Origin of the sequence: Streptomyces sp. NRRL WC-3549 (genome assembly GCF_000721935.1) — a bacterium.
Taxonomy (GTDB): Bacteria; Actinomycetota; Actinomycetes; order Streptomycetales; family Streptomycetaceae; genus Streptomyces.
Map to the genome: position 1 here is coordinate 275,892 of NZ_KL585414.1, position 3,242 is coordinate 279,133.

The 3,242-nt window shown below is 73.8% G+C and carries 5 protein-coding genes; 3 read left to right on the forward strand and 2 right to left on the reverse strand.

Annotated elements, in window-relative coordinates; all coding sequences use genetic code 11:
- The 3 genes from IH13_RS0122610 to IH13_RS0122620 all read left to right on the forward strand — a co-directional run.
- Nucleotides 1-602 (forward strand): YveK family protein (locus IH13_RS0122610; protein WP_031087229.1); only part of this gene is annotated, 602 nt, incomplete at its 5' end.
- Nucleotides 599-1,765, forward strand: a complete 1,167-nt coding sequence (locus IH13_RS0122615) for a GNAT family N-acetyltransferase (protein WP_031087231.1) — start codon at nucleotides 599-601, stop codon at nucleotides 1,763-1,765. The genes IH13_RS0122610 and IH13_RS0122615, both read left to right, overlap by 4 nt.
- A 111-nt stretch (nucleotides 1,766-1,876) precedes the next feature.
- Nucleotides 1,877-2,158 (forward strand): chaplin, encoded by a 282-nt coding sequence (locus IH13_RS0122620; RefSeq protein WP_031087233.1) that lies wholly within the window; start codon nucleotides 1,877-1,879, stop codon nucleotides 2,156-2,158.
- 95 nt (nucleotides 2,159-2,253) lie between these two features.
- On the opposite strand, the gene IH13_RS0122625 is transcribed toward IH13_RS0122620, so the two are convergent.
- Both IH13_RS0122625 and IH13_RS0122630 read right to left on the reverse strand, forming a co-directional pair.
- Nucleotides 2,254-3,114, reverse strand: coding sequence for a tyrosinase family protein (locus tag IH13_RS0122625; RefSeq protein WP_031087234.1), 861 nt, complete (start codon nucleotides 3,112-3,114; stop codon nucleotides 2,254-2,256).
- An 18-nt stretch (nucleotides 3,115-3,132) separates the two neighbouring features.
- Nucleotides 3,133-3,242: tyrosinase family oxidase copper chaperone (locus IH13_RS0122630; protein WP_031087236.1), on the reverse strand; the 110-nt coding region annotated here is incomplete at its 5' end.

Here is a 3,242-nt window from a genome sequence, read left to right on the forward strand (position 1 = left end):
GCTGGTGGCCGCTGCCCGCCTGCGTCCTGCTCGGAACGGCCTGCGGGCTCGGGTACGGGCTGCTCGCCACCCCCCAGTACGCCGCGACCGGCTACGCCGTGGTGACGGCGGACAAGGGCATCGACCCCGCGGCGGCGCTGGGGTACGCCCAGTCGTACGGCCGGCTGGCGACCAGCGACGCGACGCTCGCCTACGCCCGGGGCGCGGCCGGCGAGCCGATGAGCGAACTGCGTGCCCACGTACGGTCCGAGACCTCCCCCGACTCGCCCATGATCGCGGTCACCGGTACGTCGTCCGATCCGGACCGGGCCGCCGACATCGCCAACGCGGTCACCGAGGCCGTGGCCGCCGGGGCCGGTCACGTCGCCGAGGAGACCGGGGTCCAGCTGATCGAGCTCTCGCACGCCGTCGCCCCCGCCGAGCCCGTCTCCCCCTCCGCGGCGCTCGGCACGGCGGTGGGGGCGAGCGCCGGAGGGCTGGTCGGCGGACTCGTCCTGCTCGTACGGCCGCGTCCGGGGCGCCGGGGTGTCACCGCCCCGGTCCCGGGGCCGGCCCAGGGCGGCGGGGCGGCCCACACCGGCGAACGGGAGCTCGTGGCATGACCGCGGAACGCCACGGCCGTGTCCGGGTGACCCTGTGCCGGGATCCGCGGGAGTTCTCCGCGCTCTTTGGTGAGTGGGACGCGCTGCACCGCCGGTGCCCGTCCGCCACACCGTTCCAGAGCCACGCCTGGCTCCATTCCTGGTGGCTGTCGTACGGCGTCCCCGGGCGGCTGCGGGTCCTGCTCGCGCGCCGGGACGGCCGGCTCATCGGCGCCGCGCCGCTGATGCTCGTCCACCGGCCCATGCCGCTGCTGGTCCCGATGGGCGGTGCGATCTCCGACTTCTCCGACGTCCTCGTCGACGCCGCGTGGACGCGGGAGGCGGTCGGGGCGCTGGAGCGCGGACTGCGCCGGGCGGCGTCGCACAGCGTGGTGGACCTCCGGGAGGTACGGCCGGGCGCCTCGGCCCAGTTGCTGTTCGATGCGTGGTCCGGTGCCCGCGCCCGGCTGACCGACTCGACCTGCATGGAACTGCCCGCCGAGCCGGTCGGCGAGCTCGTCGCCCGGCTGCCGGGTTCCCGCGCCCAGCGGGCCCGGGCCAAGCTGCGCAGGATCGACGCCCTGGGCATCGAGTGCCGGGCCCTGCCCGAGGACCGGGTGGCCGGCGGCGTGTGCACCCTGCTGCGGCTGCACGAGCTCCAGTGGCGGGGCCGGGGCGTCAACCCCGAGCATCTGCGCCCCCGCTTCCGCGCCCATCTGGTGCGCTCGGCCCGTCGGATGGTCCGCGACGGCGAGGCCGCGGTCCGGGAGTTCCTGCTCGACGGGGAGGTGGTGGCGGCCGACCTGTCCCTCGTGTCAGCCGGCCTGACCGGCGGCTATCTCTACGGGGTGGATCCGCGCCTGCGGGAGCGCAAGGTCGACGTGTCGGCGATGCTGCTGCGGGAGCTGGCGCGGCAGGCGGCCGACTCGGGCGGCGGAGTGCTCAGCCTGCTGCGCGGCTCGGAGCAGCACAAGGGGCAGTGGGGCCCCGAGCCGGTGGTCAACCAGCGTCTGCTGCTGGCCCGTTCCTCCCTGGAGCCGCTCCTGAGGCTGCGCGAGTCCCAGGTGGCGGTGCGGGACCGGGCGGCGCGAACGGTGAAGACCCGTTTCCCGGCCGCACGGGACTGGCGCGACCGGCTGAGCTCCCTCCCGTCCGCGGGGTTGCCGGCCGTGGGCCGGAGATGATCCTGGATTACGACTTTTGCTCCGGTCCGTGACCGTCTGTCGACTTCCGCGTTGTCAGGGCATGCCGGCGCACGTTCGGTGGCCGGTTCCGATCCCCTCCAAGGAGAACTGATGTCCCGCATCTCGAAGGCAGCCGTCGTCATGGCGGGCACCGGCGCGCTGATCGCCGGTGGCGCAGGCTTCGCCTCCGCCGACGCCGGCGCCGAGGCCGTCGCCGCCCACTCCCCCGGTGTGCTCTCGGGCAACGCCGTGCAGGTGCCCGTGCACGTCCCGGTCAACGTCTGCGGCAACACCGTCAACGTCATCGCCCTGCTGAACCCGGTCTTCGGGAACTCCTGCGCGAACGTGTCGGACGACCACGACGACGAGGGTGACTACGGGTACGGCTACTGAGCCCCGTATCCGACGCACCCCGGGCCTTCCCTCCCCGCTCCGGCGGGGGTGGGGAGGCCCGGTCCGTTTCCGGTGCCGGGGCGGGTCCCGGTGGTTCAGACGTACCGGTAGAGGCTGCTGTGGTCCAGGAGCTGCGAGGGCTTCACGTCCCAGGGCGGCATCGGGTCGTCGAGCGCGAAGATCCGGCCCCGTTGCGGGTCGTCCGCCGCGGGCGCGCGGTCCGGCAGGTAGCGGGAGCGGGGGTGGGCCTTCTGCCAGCGGGTCCAGAGCAGGTCGATGTAGGCGTGGTGCAGCCAGAAGACCGGGTCGTCGGGTGACGCGGCACCGGCCATCGACCCGCCGATCCAGCGGTGCACCCGGTTGTGGTTGCCGACGTCCCGGGTCCCCCGGATGCCCCAGCCCTCGATCCGGTTGCGGAATCCGGTGGTGCTGACGCTGTTCCAGGGGGCGGCGTCGTAGACGGGGTCGCCGAGGGCCCGGTCCACGTCGGCCTTGGTGGGCAGGGTGACCGGTGCCGACGGGCGGCCGAAGTCGCGCCGCAGGAAGCGGTCCTCGGTGACCCCCGCGCGGATCCTCCAGTCGCCCCGGGCGTACGCGAACGGCCCCGTCATGACCTGCCGGTCGCCGGCCCGGCCGTTGCCGCCGAGGAAGTCGTCCGCCCAGAGGGAGGCGGCCGGGGTGTTGTCCCGGGTCCAGTCCCAGTACGGGACGGTCACCCCGGCGTCGACCGTCTGCAGCGCCTTCTCGAACTCCAGGAGGTATCTGCGGTGCCACGGGAAGAACGACGGGGTCATGTGGGCGGGCCTCGGCCGGCTCTCGGCGTCGGTGACGTAGTACTGCCGGTGCAGGGAGACGAACTCGTCGTACCTGCCCGACCGTTTGAGTCCCAGGATGGCGTCGACCAGGCGCTTCTTCTCCGTGCGTGTGAGGTCGCGCTGATTCTTGCGGCTGTACACCCGTGCTCGTCCTTCGCCTCAGATGGTGTGCGGGATGGTGGCGGACAGCTGTGCGGTGCCGAGCTCGTCGACCGCCGCGCGGGCCGTCGCGAGGAGCGTGGGGAAGGACTCGTAGTGGTTGACCTCGC